Annotated in this window: 14 protein-coding genes; 9 read left to right on the top strand and 5 right to left on the bottom strand. The window is 54.1% G+C overall.

Annotated features, from left to right (window positions below):
• Nucleotides 1-8 precede the first annotated feature (8 nt).
• Nucleotides 9-839 carry a prephenate dehydratase gene (locus KB213_RS05715; protein WP_211681168.1) on the bottom strand — a complete coding sequence of 277 codons (831 nt, stop codon included), beginning with the start codon at nt 837-839 and terminating at the stop codon, nt 9-11.
• Complete coding sequence (locus KB213_RS05710; protein ID WP_211681660.1) at nt 830-1,564, bottom strand: 3-deoxy-manno-octulosonate cytidylyltransferase; 735 nt, start codon at nt 1,562-1,564, stop codon at nt 830-832. Before KB213_RS05710 ends, KB213_RS05715 begins: the two co-directional genes overlap by 10 nt.
• A gap of 102 nt (nt 1,565-1,666) precedes the next feature.
• On the opposite strand from KB213_RS05710, the gene KB213_RS05705 reads away from it, so the two are divergent.
• The 3 genes from KB213_RS05705 (at nt 1,667) to KB213_RS05695 (ending at nt 5,367) form a co-directional block, all read left to right on the top strand.
• Nucleotides 1,667-2,479 carry an inositol monophosphatase family protein gene (locus KB213_RS05705; RefSeq protein WP_211681166.1) on the top strand — a complete coding sequence of 271 codons (813 nt, stop codon included), beginning with the start codon at nt 1,667-1,669 and terminating at the stop codon, nt 2,477-2,479.
• Between the two features lie 104 nt (nt 2,480-2,583).
• Nucleotides 2,584-3,831 carry a phosphoglycerate dehydrogenase gene (gene serA, locus KB213_RS05700; RefSeq protein WP_211681164.1) on the top strand — a complete coding sequence of 416 codons (1,248 nt, stop codon included), beginning with the start codon at nt 2,584-2,586 and terminating at the stop codon, nt 3,829-3,831.
• Between the two features lie 36 nt (nt 3,832-3,867).
• The gene (locus KB213_RS05695; protein WP_211681162.1) at nt 3,868-5,367 is read left to right on the top strand and encodes a YifB family Mg chelatase-like AAA ATPase; all 1,500 of its coding nucleotides are present in this window, start codon (nt 3,868-3,870) and stop codon (nt 5,365-5,367) included.
• An 11-nt stretch (nt 5,368-5,378) separates the two neighbouring features.
• Here KB213_RS05695 and metC read toward each other — a convergent pair whose 3' ends face one another.
• Nucleotides 5,379-6,599, bottom strand: a complete 1,221-nt coding sequence (metC, locus tag KB213_RS05690) for a cystathionine beta-lyase (RefSeq protein WP_211681160.1) — start codon at nt 6,597-6,599, stop codon at nt 5,379-5,381.
• Entirely contained in the window at nt 6,599-7,429 is an 831-nt protein-coding gene (locus KB213_RS05685; protein WP_211681158.1) for a sulfurtransferase, read from the bottom strand. The genes metC and KB213_RS05685 overlap by 1 nt, the downstream gene beginning before the upstream one ends.
• Before the next feature lie 148 nt (nt 7,430-7,577).
• Between KB213_RS05685 and KB213_RS05680 the strand changes: the two genes are divergently transcribed.
• Together KB213_RS05680 and KB213_RS05675 are read left to right on the top strand one after the other, a co-directional pair.
• Nucleotides 7,578-8,663 carry an AI-2E family transporter gene (locus tag KB213_RS05680; RefSeq protein WP_211681156.1) on the top strand — a complete coding sequence of 362 codons (1,086 nt, stop codon included), beginning with the start codon at nt 7,578-7,580 and terminating at the stop codon, nt 8,661-8,663.
• On the top strand, nt 8,660-9,295 hold the full coding sequence (locus tag KB213_RS05675; protein ID WP_211681154.1) for an endonuclease/exonuclease/phosphatase family protein: 636 nt from the start codon (nt 8,660-8,662) through the stop codon (nt 9,293-9,295). The genes KB213_RS05680 and KB213_RS05675 overlap by 4 nt, the downstream gene beginning before the upstream one ends.
• Before the next feature lie 124 nt (nt 9,296-9,419).
• On the opposite strand, the gene cls is transcribed toward KB213_RS05675, so the two are convergent.
• A complete protein-coding gene (cls, locus tag KB213_RS05670) occupies nt 9,420-10,844 on the bottom strand; it encodes a cardiolipin synthase (protein WP_211681151.1) in 1,425 nt (474 codons plus the stop codon).
• 130 nt (nt 10,845-10,974) lie between these two features.
• Between cls and KB213_RS05665 the strand changes: the two genes are divergently transcribed.
• From KB213_RS05665 to KB213_RS05650, 4 genes are all read left to right on the top strand, one after another.
• A complete protein-coding gene (locus KB213_RS05665; RefSeq protein WP_211681149.1) occupies nt 10,975-11,688 on the top strand; it encodes an arginyltransferase in 714 nt (237 codons plus the stop codon).
• Between the two features lie 616 nt (nt 11,689-12,304).
• Complete coding sequence (locus KB213_RS05660; RefSeq protein WP_211681147.1) at nt 12,305-12,667, top strand: GntR family transcriptional regulator; 363 nt, start codon at nt 12,305-12,307, stop codon at nt 12,665-12,667.
• Nucleotides 12,664-13,590 carry an ABC transporter ATP-binding protein gene (locus KB213_RS05655; protein ID WP_346266673.1) on the top strand — a complete coding sequence of 309 codons (927 nt, stop codon included), beginning with the start codon at nt 12,664-12,666 and terminating at the stop codon, nt 13,588-13,590. Before KB213_RS05660 ends, KB213_RS05655 begins: the two co-directional genes overlap by 4 nt.
• The gene (locus tag KB213_RS05650) at nt 13,587-14,600 is read left to right on the top strand and encodes a hypothetical protein (protein WP_211681145.1); all 1,014 of its coding nucleotides are present in this window, start codon (nt 13,587-13,589) and stop codon (nt 14,598-14,600) included. The genes KB213_RS05655 and KB213_RS05650 overlap by 4 nt, the downstream gene beginning before the upstream one ends.
• Nucleotides 14,601-14,930 lie beyond the last annotated feature (330 nt).

Raw genomic sequence — 14,930 nt, 5'->3', positions numbered from 1 at the left:
TTGTACCCCTACACGCGGGCCAAACTGCGCGGATATACACCGAGTAGCTTCAGATCATCACTGACTTGTGTCAGCTCTTGGAGTGCCAAACGCACATTGTCCTGCTCTGGATGCCCTTCAATATCCATCAAGAACTGCGTTGCCGCAAAAGAGCCACCCAGCATATAGCTTTCAAGGCGCGTCATATTCACACCGTATCGTGCAAACCCGCCGAGGGCGGCATACAACGCTCCCGGCTTATTGCCAACCCGCATAAGCAAGGTTGTCAACGTACCGTCATGAGACGGATCTGGCCAGTCCGGCTGCGGCGCCACGCGGTAAAATCGTGTTGTATTATGCGCGGCATCCTCAACATTTCGCCTGAGGATTTCCAGCCCATTTAGCTCCCCAGCCAAGGACGACGCCACCGCGGCATCCCCCGGCCGTTGCCATTGTGCCACCATCTCGGCCGCGCCTGCCGTATCAAACTGCGGCACACCCTCAACGCCTAACTCTGCAAGAAGATTGCGAATTTGTCCCAACGCAACCGGATGCGTATGCACCGCACGGATTGCGTCTATCGGCGTACCCGGCACAACCAACAAACAATGTTCAACCCGATGAAAATGTTCACCAACGATATGCAGCCCAGCGTCAGGCAAAAGAGCATGAATTTCTGGCACACGCCCCGCAAGCGAATTTTCACACGCTAAGAGGGCCTCATCGGCACGGCCATCATGTACCGCCTCAATCGCCGCAGAGAAACTTGGGCACGGCAACGTTTCCCACTCAGGACGCGCCTGACGGCAAACAAGATCAGAATAAGCGCCGGGACGCCCTTGGAAAGCAATTATGGGCACGTGAATGCCTTTCGTACAAAGGCCAAATCATCTGCCGTATCAACACCACGCGGTGCCTCCGCAATACGCACGCACCCAATACTCATACCGTTTTCAAGTGCACGTAATTGCTCAAGACTTTCCCGCCGCTCCAACCCAGAAGGAGGCAAGGTGACAAAGCGCTCTAGCGCCTGACGGCACCAAGCATAAATACCGATATGATGCCAATGCTGCCCCGCACCTGACGGCACCGGAAGACGTGAGAAATAAACCCCACGCGCCACAGGGTGATCATCAAACGTACAAGCCACCTTCACAATCTGTGAGGCACATAACTCCTCATCCGTATGAATAGGCGCAACCAACGTACCAATATCAAAAACCCCGCCCTCCACCGGTGCCAACACAGCACGCAGCGCCTGCGGGTCCATAGAAGGCAGATCGCCCTGAAAATTCACCACCACATCATGCTCACCCGCCGGATCAATACGCTGCAAAGCAGCATGCACACGATCAGAACCACTTGGCAGATCAGGCGCCGTCAAAACAGCTTCAACCCCATTAAGATGCGCAACAGCATCTATAATCTCCTGATCACCGGCCGCGACAACCACGCGCCCCAAATCAGCCTCCAGCGCTCTTAGAGCAACCTGCTCGATCATGGTACGCCCACCAATCTCAGCAAGGGGCTTGCGCGGAAGGCGCGTGGAGGCAAGTCTGGCGGGGATAACAATAATCGGCTTCATACTCTCTGTGATGCCGCTCACCCGCGGCCCCGTCAATCACAGCCAGCCCCCTTCTCGGGATTTTTTGACATCAAACCCCTATTATTAGGTATGTAAGACAATATGACTGCACAACACACATCCCCCCTCGTCACGGATACCATCATTCAGGTTGCCCATGCCTGTGCGGATGCTGCCCGTACTGTCATCCGTCCTCATTTCCGCACCTCTATTCAAGCCGATGCCAAATCGGATGACAGTCCGGTCACCATCGCAGACCGTGCTGCCGAACGCGCCATGCGTGATATTTTAGAACAGCACCTCCCTGATCACGGTATTCTCGGTGAAGAAGCCGGCCAAAGCGGGCATGACGGCGACTGGCTTTGGGTACTGGACCCCATTGACGGCACCCGCGCCTTCCTTACAGGCCGTCCTACTTTCGGCATTCTTGTCTCGCTTTTCTACCAAGGCCGCCCGGTCTTAGGGCTGATTGACCAACCCATTACCAATGAACGCTGGCTCGGCGTTGAGGGCCGCCCAACCACCTTCACCGCAGCATCCATTCCCGGCAAAGCTGGCACACGCGCTTGCCCCGCGCTCAACCAGGCCGAATTATCCTGCACATCCCCAGAAATGCTTACCCCAGAGCATACGCCACGCTTCAAAGCACTTCAGGCGCAAACATTACGAACGTCATGGGGCGGAGACTGTTATTCTTACGGCCTCCTTGCTCTCGGCCAAATTGATGTCATCGCAGAATGCACCATGAAACCTTGGGACTGGGGCGCCTTAGTGCCTATTATTCAAGGTGCAGGTGGCCATATCTCTGATTGGCAAGGCGCGCCCTTACGCCTCGAAAGTGATGGAACAGTTCTGGCCTGCGGGAACCCGGCATTAGTGCCACAGTTGATTTCTGTCCTATCCCCCACCACCTAACAGACCTTTCCGATCCTGCCACAATACGTTAGGCAGGATCCCCCCGCCGCCCGGACGAACGCGTGCAGGCTGGCGTATGATGACAGACGGACCGGAGCAGCGCGATGGACAACCAGCTTTCCCTTGCCAAGAACAAAATCAACATCCTCTTGCTCGAAGGCGTCCATGACAGCGCCGTCTCGCATCTTGCCGCACAGGGTTATGCTCAAGTCACCCGCCTCAAAGGTGCCCTTGAAGGCGACGCCCTGAAAGACGCGCTGCGCGGTGTGCACATGGTCGGCATTCGTAGCCGCACCCAGCTCACGCGCGAAGTCATCGAATCAGCAGACCGCCTGATGGCCATCGGTTGCTTCTGCATCGGGACCAATCAAGTCGACCTAACCGCCGCACGTGAAGCTGGTATTCCCGTCTTCAATGCGCCTTACAGCAACACACGCTCCGTTGCCGAATTGGTCATGGGCGAAGTGGTCATGCTCATGCGCCGCATTCCATCACGCTCCGTCGCCTGTCATGATGGCGGCTGGGAAAAATCTGCGGCCAATGCATGGGAAGTACGCGGCAAAACTCTTGGTATCGTCGGATACGGTTCCATCGGCTCACAGCTTTCCGTACTGGCCGAAGCCTTCGGTATGCGCGTCATTTATTATGACACCGTTCCATGCCTTCCGCACGGCAATGCCGTTGCTGTACCAACCTTAGAAGAACTTCTGGGCCAGTCCGATGTTGTGACGCTGCACGTCCCCCAAACACCGGAAACCAACAATCTCATTGGTGAAGCTGAAATCCGGGCCATGAAGCCCAACAGCATCCTTATCAATAACGCACGCGGTAAGGTCGTGGACCTTGATGCCCTCGCCGCAGCCCTGAAAGACGGACACTTGATGGGCGCAGCCATTGACGTGTTCCCCGTTGAACCAAAAGGCTCAAGCGAACGCTTCACATCACCACTTCAAGGGCTGGAAAACGTCCTACTCACGCCGCATATCGGCGGCTCCACAATGGAAGCACAAGAGCGCATTGGCGTAGAAGTCGCCGTTAAACTGGCCGATTACTCCGATGTAGGCTCCACCATTGGCGCCGTAAACTTCCCCGGTGTGCAACTACCAGAGCGCCCACGCGGTACGCGCTTCATGCATCTGCATGCGAACCGCCCCGGTATCATGCGCCAAATCAACGAGCTCTTTGCCGCAGCAGACACCAACATCACCGCACAATATCTGCAAACAGATGGTGAGTTGGGTTACGTCGTCGTTGAAGCCGAATCAGCAGGGCATGATCAAGACCACCAATTGCTTGATGGCCTCCGCGCACTTGACGGCACATTGCGCGCACGCTTGATCTACCAGCGTTAACACTTTCCTCATGGTGGCTACCGCATAGTAGCCACCATGACATCGGCCGCACTGCACCCAACCCTCGCCCGCGTTCAGAGCTTTGCCTTTTCCGGCATTGAGGCCATACCCGTTACGGTCGAAGTGCAAATATCCAGCGGCTTACCGGCTTTTTTACTTGTTGGCTTGGCGGATAAAGCTGTTGGCGAAGCAAAAGAGCGCGTTAAAGCTGCTCTTACAGCCATGGGCCTCACCCTGCCGCCCAAACGTATTCTGATCAACCTCACGCCCGCAGATTTACTCAAAGAAGGCGCACATTTTGATCTTCCGATCGCCCTAGGCCTGCTCATCGCCATGGGGATTTTAGATGTTGAAGCTCTCTCTGAATATGCTGCTTTAGGCGAACTCTCCTTAGATGGCCGCCTCAACCCCGTGCATGGCGTCCTTTCCGCATCCCTTGGTGCCGCAGAACAAGAACTCGGCCTCATCTGCCCGGCCTCCCAAGAACGCGAAGCACGCTGGACAAATTACGCTCATGATGTCCTCGCACCCGAAACGCTCATAGCCCTGATGGCACATTTCCGTGGGGAGCAAATTTTATCCACCACAACCGCCCCTGAGCATCACCCGAAAGAATACGGCCCTGACTTCGCCGATATCAAAGGCATGACCATTGGCCGACGTGCTCTTGAAATTGCTGCCGCTGGCGGACATTCGGCACTCTTAAATGGGCCGCCCGGCGGCGGAAAATCCATGCTGGCCTCACGTCTCCCCAGCATTCTTCCAGACCTCACCGCCGAAGAAACCCTTGAGGCCAGCCGTATCCACAGCATTTCCGGTATGCTGGAGAATGGACACCTGATTGTCAGGCCACCTTACCGTGCACCACATCACAGCGCGAGCCTGGCCGCTCTTATCGGTGGCGGCGCCAAAGCACGCCCCGGCGAAGTCAGTTTGGCCCATCACGGTGTTCTGTTCTTAGACGAACTCCCAGAATTTGCCCGCAACAGCCTTGAGGCCCTGCGCCAACCACTCGAAACGGGCAATGTCACCATCTCACGCGTCGCCCGGCACACAACATACCCTGCACGTTTTCAGTTGATCGCCGCTATGAACCCATGCCGCTGCGGCCATTTAGGCGACCCCGAACAAAATTGCCGCAAAGCCCCGCGCTGCGGCGATGATTACGCAGGACGTATCTCTGGCCCTATGCTGGACCGCATTGACCTCTACGTCACGATAGATCCGCTACCACCCAACCTCATGACCCGCGCACCCAGCGGCGAGAACAGCGCAGCCATTCGTGCCCGCGTCATCACCGCCCGCCATCAACAATACGCCCGCCAAGGTGCTGCGAACGCACATACAAATCCAGATTTGTTCATGATGGATGATGATGCCCGTTCTGTCATCGAACACGCAGCCCTAAGGCTTAAGCTCTCCAATCGCGGCATGACACGCCTCATGCGCGTCAGCCGCACCATTGCGGATTTAGAAGGCACGACTGAAGTCCAGCGCCATCATGTCACCGAAGCCCTCAGCTTCAGACGGCGCTGATGAACATCACCTTACTCCGCTGCGTGATATGCGAGACTATCCAGCCCGCGTGAAAGATCAATCTTCAAATCTTCCAAACTTTCCAGCCCAACATGCACGCGGAATGTTGGTGCCGTTGGTCCTGCCTCCGCGCTACGCCGAATATGTCCTGTCGTCGGCAGAACAAGACTTTCATACCCGCCCCAAGACGCACCAATACCAAAATGGCGCAATCCATCCAGCATAGTCTCAGCGGCTTGCACCGAAATATCCGCCTTCAACTGCACCCCAAAAAGCCCATTTGCCCCTTGGAAATCTCGCTTCCAAAAATCATGGCCCGGGCAATCTTCAAAGGCCGGATGCAACACACGCTCCACTTCAGAGCGCGTTTTTAACCACACCGCCAGCGCATACGCATTCTGGCTCTGATGCGCCATGCGCACACCAATCGTCCGCAACCCGCGCAACACCAACCAGCAATCATCCGGGCTTGCACATTGCCCTAACTGAATGGATGCATCCCGTAAGACCTTCCAATGCGCCGCATCATTCACCGTGATGGAGCCCATAATCACATCTGCATGCCCGCTTGGATATTTGGACAACGCCTGAATGGACACATCCACACCATGTTCAAAGGGCTGAAAAATACCAAAACCCCATGTGTTATCGAGAAAGCATAACGCCCCAGCCTGGTGCGCCACATCCGCCAGCATGGGCACATCCTGCACTTCAAACGTGTGGCTCCCCGGGCTTTCCGCAAACACAATGCGCGTATTGCTTTGCAGAAACCCTTCCACCACGTCACGAGACGCCATGGGCGGATAATAGCTCGTCTGTACCCCTAACCGCCGTAACATCGTCTCCGCAAAACGGCGCGTTGGACCATAAACAGAATCTGGCAGCAAAAGGTGATCACCCTGCCCTAAAAAGGCGAGCAGAGGCGTCGTACACGCACTCAATCCTGAATTAACAATCTGCGTATGGCTGCCACCTTCAAGCACAGCAATAAATTGTTCCAACTCATGCTGGGTCGGATTTCCCATGGCACCATACACCGCTTTATGGGCATGGCTGCGCCCATCTTGACGGTTCATTGCTTCAATACTGGGGAACAAAACCGTCGAACCACGCTCAACAGGCAGGTTGACCAGCGTTCCGCCTTCTTCAACTGCAGCACGCCCGCCTTGCACAAGCGTCGTTGCCATTTTATGCCAGCCTGCGGTCAGACTTTTTTCCAGAGCGTGATCCATTAATCTTCGTCCTTCACAACAGGCAACGTCGTATTGCTGCCCCATTCTGCCCATGATCCATCATATAATGCTGCTGGCCCTAACCCAGCCACGTGAGCAGCCAGCACCAATGTGGATGCTGTTAGCCCAGACCCACAACTGGCAATAATGGCCTTATCACCTACGGGAGCAAGGACCTCACGCAAGCGCTCAGGCTCAACAAAACACCCTGATGAATCAAAGAAGTATTGCCACTCAATATTGATCGAACCGGGCATATGACCCGATCGCATGCCCGGCCGTGGCTCAGCCTGCACACCACGGAAGCGCCCAGAAGCCCGCACATCCACCACACTAAAATGCTCCGGCGCCTCCAAAGCCGCCAAAACATCACCGCTCCCCACTAAAAAGCGATAATTCGGGCAGATCCGGTACGTTACCACCGGAGACCGCGTCACGCCCGGCTCTGGCACACCACCTTCAGCACGCCATAGCTCCAAGCCACCATCCAGCACATAGACAGGTCCCTGATGCCCAAAAAGCTGTGTCAGCCACCAACCACGTGCGGCACCAACACACCCCGAACGGTCATAGAAAACCAGTGTCGTCGTTGCGTCGATTCCTAAAGCGCCCATAAGCGCCGCAAAACGTGCTGCACTCGGTACTGTATGCGGCAAAGCGCTCTCCGGGTCAGAAAACACCCCTATGTCAAACCGCCGCGCCCCCGGTAAAGCTGATTTACGAAAATCAGCATCCAGATCACCCATTTGCCCCGGCAACAACACACTGGCATCCAGCGCCACGTACTCATCAGGCAGTTCATCCGGCTGAATCACAATGCAGTGCGACATAATACGCTCTCTTACGTTCACAAAATACTGTATCTGACCTGCATAATGATCACGGGGTCAAGGGATGCACGAAACACAAGAGCATGGCACACTTCGCATATGAACATATACGCCGCCCATCCTTCTGCACCACAAGGCCAGACCACGCATGAAAACTGAGCGGATCATTCTGGCCTTTGTGATCGTCGGTATCGCCTATGGCTGCGGCATCATTTTATGGCCCTTTCTTTCGGCCATTTTGTGGGCTGCCATTCTGACCTTTACCACTTGGCCCGTATACCGGCGCTTATGTAGCCATGTCCGCCCAGTGATTGCATCCATCACCATGATGGCCCTCAGTGCCGTCGCCATTATCGTCCCCCTCGCGATCCTAACATCTGCGGGTCTAAATGATTTACCCTCTCTCATAGGCGAGTTAGATCATTTTTTACGCAATACAGCCTCCGCCAGTCCACCGCCCCGCTGGGTCACGCACACACCGATTATAGGGCCTCGCCTCACCGAGATCTGGACACGATTGAACCATGACGTCGGCGCTATGAGCGAACTCCTGCGTCCCTATTTTGGACAAATTGCGCATATTACGCTCGATATTCTGGTTAAACTCACAAGTGGCCTCGTCGAACTGGTCATGGCGCTCTTTATTGCATTTTTCCTATGGCTCAGCGGTGATGCGCTGGGTCATACCATATCGGCACTCACCTACCGCATCGCTGGCCCATTAGCCGCGCCCCATCTCATTTCTATGATCGGCCGTACTATTCGCGGTACAGTCTACGGCGTGTTGGGCACCGCCATTATACAAGGTATTCTCACCGGTATTGGCTTTATGATCTGCGGCGTGCCCGCTCCCGTACTGCTTGGCGGTATTGCAGCATTTATTGCTGTTTTCCCCGTAGGTGCACCCATTATATGGGTTCCAGCCTCACTATGGCTGATGGCAACCCATCACTTCGGTGACGGTATTTTTCTCATGGCTTGGGGCGTGCTCATCATTTCCGGTGCGGACCACCTTATCCGCCCCGCCTTCATTGCCCGTGGCGCACAACTCCCTTATCTTTTAACCGTCATAGGCGTGCTGGGAGGCGTTATCGCCTTGGGTGGTTTAGGGATTTTCCTAGGCCCTGTTCTCCTTGCCGTCGGATACACCCTCATCAGCCGCTTTGCCCATCCTGCATCTGCCAGCCCACGCTTAGCTTTCATTCCTGAACGACCAACGGATACCCCATTATGATTTCCCCGGTCTCTTCACTGACATCAGGCAACGTCATCAAAATCCTAAGCTGGAACCTCCTGCACACTAACGGCGCCACCCTCACAGATATTCTCACCCTTATCCGGGCTGAAAACCCCGATATCGTCACCTTTCAAGAAGCCCGCCCAGAATTAGATATCCTCCCACATGAACTCGGCGGCACTTACGACCGTACACCTTTACCCGGCCGCGCCCACGGCACTGCTTATTGGAGCCGACTGCCCGTCCATACCAAACCTACATTATACCGCTTACCACGTGGCGTCATTGTACGCAGAAATGCACAAGTTATTGATTTTAAAACATTTTCAATTGCAAATGTTCATCTCTCTCACGGCCAAATCTTAAACCGCCGCCAACTCAAAACAACAGCCGACATTCTTCCTAAACACGCCCTCATCATCGGTGACTTCAATATTGTCGGACCGGTTTTCCTTCCCGGCTTCCAAGATATCGGCCCCAGAGAACGTACCCATCATATGCTCAACAGACTGCCCCTACGCTTAGACCGCTGCCTCGCCAAAGGGTTTTCACGTATCGAAGCCAAAACACTCCCGCGCTTCGGGTCCGATCACCGCCCTATCTGCCTCACCCTGCGCCAACACGCGTAAATGTTTGAACACTGTGGGGGCGAATAAAACAGAACGCCTCAACGCACCGAAATGGGACATGCATACTCAACACTTTCTGCCCCAACCTTCAGACGTTTTTTTCTTCAGAAAAAGCAGAACACTCTCACAAATAAGGCATCAATAACCGCAAGGCAGAGTTCCGTAACTGCATCCATAATGGCCGCCGATCCACATCATGATGCGTCAAACGCTGGCGTGGGCGGCTATCAATGAACTGCGCCAAGCCCTGTGCTACCCCCTCATCATAGACTTCAAGATTAATCTCAAAATTTAGACGTAAGGAACGCACATCCAAATTTGTGCTCCCAACAAAACTCCATTCCTCGTCCACAACCATTAATTTAGAATGATTAAATGGCGGAGCCGCCATCCAAATCCGGCACCCTGCGTCTAAAAATGGTCGTACGCTGGCATCACGTGCATAATCAATCAACGCATGATTACTGCTGCGCGGCACCACCACATCGACCTGAACCCCACGCAACGCCGCCAGTGTCAGAACCGTTGAGAACCGATCATCTGGCACAAAATATGGCGTCATTAACCGCACACTGCGCCTTGCCAAAGTAATGGCCTGCAGCATGCCATATTCAATCTTCTCAAGATCAGCATCCGGGCCAGATGTCACCACCCGCATTGGCATATCCCCTTGAGGAGTCACCAATGGGAAATAAGCCTCACCTTGCAATTCTTCTCCGGTCGTAAACGACCAATCCCGCGCAAAAGCCTCAGCCAATTGCCTAACCACAGGGCCCTGCACAGCAAAATGCGTATCCGCTACAGGGAGTTTAGCCTTCAGGCTCAGTATATTTTCCACACCGATATTCAGCCCGCCCATAAAACCATAACGGCCATCAATAATCAGAATTTTACGGTGGTTCCGCAGGTTAATGAACGGCATACGCCACGGCCAAACAGAATGCATAAACCGGCTACACGGTATGCCCGCCCGGCGTAATGACCGCGCTACACCGCAATGAAAATAACCACTCCCAATACCATCTACCAAAACCCGAATCACAACACCACGTGCCTTGGCATCAATTAGGGCGGCAACAAAATCACGGCCAATCGTATCATCACGAAAAATATACGAGCATAACACCACAGAAGATTGCGCGTTCTTAATCGCCTCTAACATCACAGGGTAAGCCTGATCCCCATCATGCAAAACGCGCAAAACATTCCCACGCATCAACGGACGCTCCGTTAAACGGCCCAGCATCCGCGCCAAATGCGCCATATTCCCCTGCGCCACATGCCGGTACTGTGCGAGCGTTTCACGCCCTGCCCATGCATGCTCATCCACCAAACGCCGCGCTCGGCGCTGCACCCGGTTAATGCCGAACATCATATACAAGACCGTGCCAATGACAGGCGCAATCCAACACACGCCAATCCACCCGGTACACGCCGCCGTGTCCTGCTTGCGCCTTAAGGCATGCAACGTCACACCCAATGGCAGAACCCACCGTAGAACAGCATAAAAATGCCCTAACCACTCCAGCAACACACCCCAGTGGTTCATGCAGGCTCCATTTCTTCGGCTCAGGTCTCAAGTAGATGATTATGTAAAAGCGCATCACTCAGAACAAGGATGCACGACTAATAATATTACGCTAGTATGACACTCCATTAGCAGCAGGACAGATCAAACGGTGCAACACAGGCCGCAGCTCTTTTATACAACTGACCCTGCGCCATGCCCGTACCTGCCCGAACGTTTAGAACGTAAGCTCATCACCGCGTTAGGCGGCCCAGACGCAGATATTATTCATGACCGCCTAGCCCAAGCTGGCTTTCGGCGCAGCCACTCCATGGCTTACACACCTGCCTGCGCCACATGCCGCGCCTGCATGTCATTACGCTTACCCGTGGCTGACTTCCAACCTTCCCGCACTCAGCAGCGCGTCTGGCGTCGCCATCCAAATCTCCACGCCACACTCCATGCACCACTACCAACGGAAGAACAATTCATCCTCTTCCAGCGCTATCAAAACGCCCGCCACGCTGAAGGCGAAATGGTCACCATGTCATGGGATGATTACGCGGCAATGATCGCGCATACCCCCATCACCACCTATGTCGTTGAGTTCCGGGACGACACGGATACACTCGTCTGCGTTAGCCTGATTGATGTCCTATCCGACGGACTTTCAGCCGTTTACACGTTCTATGAACCCGCCCCCCAAACGCATTCTTGGGGTACATATTCCATACTCTGGCTCATTCAACACACCCGTGCTATCGGCCTCTCACAGCTATACCTCGGCTATTACGTGCCGGGCAGCGCAAAAATGGCCTATAAAGCGCGCTTCCAACCCGCCGAAGTGTTTCATAACGGACACTGGGAGGCACTTTCGCCACCATAATGGCACGGTCTTTACCAGTAACCCTCACTGGATACAGCCTTTGAACCCACCCGAATACCCACATGGAAAAGGCGGTCCCAATAAACGCCAGTAGCAACTACAGAGGGCGTAAAAAACGACAAGACGTTATCCGGGCGCATATATGGACTGTTCAACCCATTTACACCCCTTCGTGCAGCCAACACTCCTTTTGTGCCACTCCCGTCGCCTTGTGATACGCCCGAATACCCGTTCAGCCGCGGAAAACCCTACCCAAAACAAGCCCCTGATCCCTGCACCCGTACGAAGAAAACCCGCCTAACACCTGCCTGCGTCCATCGAATAAAGGGTTAGACCAAATTCCGCCGGAATAGACCGCCCTTTCGTCCCATTCTGATAGCGCCAAAGACCGCGCGGCGGGTGCCTGAGCCTTCGGACGGACTGCCTCAATCAATAGTGCCCAAAAACCGCTCATTACAAAAAGCTCTGCGGTTCGCTCCGCCAATCATGGAAACATGCCCCCAGATTGCTTCTCATTCCTGAATGATAAAAAGCGAGTCGTGCTTTACAGATATGGTGTACTACACATATATAACACTACACAGCCAAGTAACTGGCTGTTTTGAAGGGGGTGAGAATGAATGAGGTATGGGATGAATCGGTACCGATCTATGTCCAGATCCGCGATAGGATCATGCGGGCGATGCTTGACGGTGCGATCAAGGAAGGCGAGGCACTCCCCTCCGTTCGGCAAGTCGCTGCTGATTGCCAAGTAAACCCAATGACCGTGATGAAAGCGCTCCACGCATTGCTCGATGACGGCCTCGTAGAGAAACGACGAGGGCTTGGCATGTTCGTACTTGAGGGCGCGCGCGCGCAGCTAATCGCACGAGAGCGAGAGACTTTTCTGACAACACAATGGCCTGAAACACTGGAGACAATCCGTAGGCTCGAACTGGACCCCGCGGAGCTTCTGGCTATGGAAAGGAAAATATCGTGACGGAATTGTGCATCGACGCAAAAGGCGTCACGCGGCGCTACAAGGGCAAGCGCGGGATTAACGGGGTTGATCTTGCTATACCAGCAGGGCGCATTGTCGGGCTTGTCGGTGCCAATGGCTCAGGCAAAACAACACTCCTGCGCGCTATTGTTGGTCTAGCCGGGGCTGAAGGTCACTTGCGCGTCAATGGACTTGATCCATGGGTACAGCGCGGAGCGATGATGGAAGATGTAACATTCATCGCCGACACGGCCATTCTCCCCCGCTGGATGACCGCAACACAGGTTCTCGACTACGTTGAAGGCATTCATCCACGCTTCGACCGCGCAAAAGCAGAACGGTTTCTCGCACGCACAACAGTCGGACGAAAGATGAAGGTTCAACACATGTCGAAAGGCATGGTTGTACAGCTCCATCTAGCAGTTGTTCTCGCTATCGATGCGCGTCTTCTTGTTCTCGATGAGCCGACACTTGGCCTCGATTTGGTGTTTCGCACAACCTTCTACCGGACCCTGCTTGAGGAGTTCGCTTCTGAAGAACGGACTATTCTCGTCAGCACACATCAGGTTGAGGAAATCGAGCATATTCTCACGGATGTCGTGGTGTTGTCTGAAGGCAAAGTTGTTTTTCAGGAAGCCATAGACGCACTGGAGACACGGTTTTTCGAGCTCAGAGCCATACCAGAGCGGGAGACAGAGGCACGCAGGCTCGGCCCAATTGCGGAGTGGCGCTCACTTGGGCAAGCACAGTTTCTCTTCGATCTCACAAAGTCACCCGGCGTCACAGCAGATATGATCCGCATTTTAGGTGAAGTGCGCAGCCCAAGACTAGCAGATGTGCTGGTTCGACTGATGGAAACAGCACGACCAGAAATGACTGGTGTAGGCGAGTGGGGACACACCCAAAAGGAGAGCGGACAATGAGCGGGATTCAATTATTTTCGCGGCAAGTATTCTGCGAACTCCGCAAAGAGTTTCAACAATATCGCGGGCTATGGATGACGCCCGTGGTGCTGACACTCGCCCCAGTCGCAATCATGGTTATTATGGAGATTGTTCACACATTCTGGGCACTCGCTGCCGGGCATCCGATTACCGTGCATGCGACAAATTTCTCAATCAATGCCCAAAGAATAGGTTTCAACCCCAACGAAGATAATAGCCTTGAAGGCAAAGCTGCCGCAATTGCAGTGATTGGACTGCTCTCCACAGGCATCGCTCCCGTTGCCGGACTAATCGTAACGGGTTTGTATGCCTCTTCCGCCTTCTTGCGCGACAGGCGAGACCAAACAATCCTCTTCTGGAAATCTTTACCCGTGCCCGAAAGCGCCGTCGTTCTAGCTCGGATACTCTTTTGCAGTGTGGGTATTCCACTCACCACTTGGTGCGCTCAATGGGCACTAATTGCATTGTCCAGCGGGATCATAATCGGCGATTTTATTATACCGAATAGCATAATAGGCCTGCGCTTCGCTTCATGGGAAAATCTCTTTGCGTTTCTCTGGTTCTGCCTGACGGCAGTACCGCTGGGAGGAATGCTGCTCATTTTGTGGTGGTTTCCGATCTGGGCACTACTCCTTCTATGGTCAGGGATTATGCGCTCTTATCCGCTCCTATGGGCTACAGTCGTTATCGGTATTCTTACGACGATAGAGGCCATTGAAAATGGTACATATCGAGGCATTACAGCGATCTGGAAGCACGTAAAAAGTCAATGGATTGGCGAGTATGTCTTGGCCCACCTTTGGCAGGGCCTGCACCATATTCCGTCCTTCTCAGCACAAGGAGAGCAATTACCGCCTCAAATGAAAGCCAATATTTCATTCTGGAGCGCGTTGCAGGCACATTCAGGTGAAACACTCGCTGGGTTTGCTATCGGAGTTGTCGCACTGGTAGCCGCAGGGTATCTGCGGCGGCGAGCAGGCCCCCTTTGATATTTAACCGCTAATAAAGTGGGTGATTTCAGTTGGCACATTTTAACATGGTTGATAACAACCTCATGTCGACAAAGCTCCAACTGCAAATCCCCACACAACATCGGCAACAAGCAGCCTACATCGTGTAAAGCACAAACTCATGGGCCGTGTTTTCTAGAAAACACGTGCCCCCTGCAAAGCGCGCAGGCCAAAACTGCCTACACTCACAAGTAGCGTAAAAAAAGAAGAGCTAAACTTGGAGCCTCACCGTATTGCCCGCATACCGTACTCATCATGAGCAGCACGAGGAACCATCACTCACTGCTGACCGACCTCGCACGAGACCCT

It is taken from the genome of Neokomagataea anthophila, from assembly GCF_018122595.1.
GTDB lineage: Bacteria > Pseudomonadota > Alphaproteobacteria > Acetobacterales > Acetobacteraceae > Gluconobacter > Gluconobacter anthophilus.
This window is presented reverse-complemented; position numbering and strand designations above follow the sequence as displayed.